At 78.0% G+C, this 762-nt stretch carries 1 pseudogene; it reads right to left on the bottom strand.

The annotated features are described in order from the left end of the window. Nucleotides 1-184 precede the first annotated feature (184 nt). Nucleotides 185-762: pseudogene (locus G3I53_RS04880) on the bottom strand (NADP oxidoreductase); the annotation flags it as partial.

Genomic DNA, 762 nt, shown 5'->3' with positions numbered 1-762 from the left:
CTCAGGTGCCACGCGCGTGCGCCGGGCGAGCGTGCCCTGGGCGGCTCAGTCGTGACGCGTGCGCGCGCCGGACAGCGTGCCCGGGGCGGCCGAGGTGTCGCGCGTGCGCGCGGAACCCGAGGCAGGTGGGGCTACCTACGGCTGCCCTCGCCGGCCCCTCCTGCCGCGCACGGCCGGGCCGCCCCTACCGCCGAGCCGTCCGCGCCGCCGCCAGCAGGGACTCCCAGTCGGGCAGTTTGACCACGTTGCGGCCCAGGGACGCGCCGAGTTCGGCCTCGGCCCGTTCGATCGCCTGCCAGCCGGTCCAGGTCACCGGCTCGACGCCTTCCGCGCGCAGGGCCGCGAGCGGCTCGTCCGGCACGTCCCGGAGGGTGAGCGCGGCGGCGTCCTCCAGGAGTGAGGTCACGGTCTCCTTCGCGCACGGACGGTTGGTGCCGATGACGCCCGTGGGCCCGCGTTTGATCCAGCCCGCCACGTACTCGCCCGGCGCCACGCCGCCCTCCCGCAGCACCCGGCCCGCCCGGTGCGGCACCGTGCCGCTCGCCGGGTCGAACGGCAGGCCCTCCAGCGGGACGCCGCGGTAGCCGACGGACCGCAGGACCAGCTGGGCGCCGATGTCCTCGAAGCGGCCCGTGCCGGTCACGCCGCCCCGCCCGTCCGGCACCGTCCGCTCGAAGCGCACCCCCGCCGCGCGGCCGTCCCGCGCGAGCACCTCGACCGGACGGAGGTAGAAGCGCAGCCGGATGCGACGCCGGGCGTCCG

It is taken from the genome of Streptomyces sp. SID14436 (assembly GCF_010548465.1).
Lineage (GTDB): Bacteria > Actinomycetota > Actinomycetes > Streptomycetales > Streptomycetaceae > Streptomyces.
Note: the sequence above shows the minus strand (reverse complement) of the source record. Positions and strands in the feature narration are given on the sequence as shown.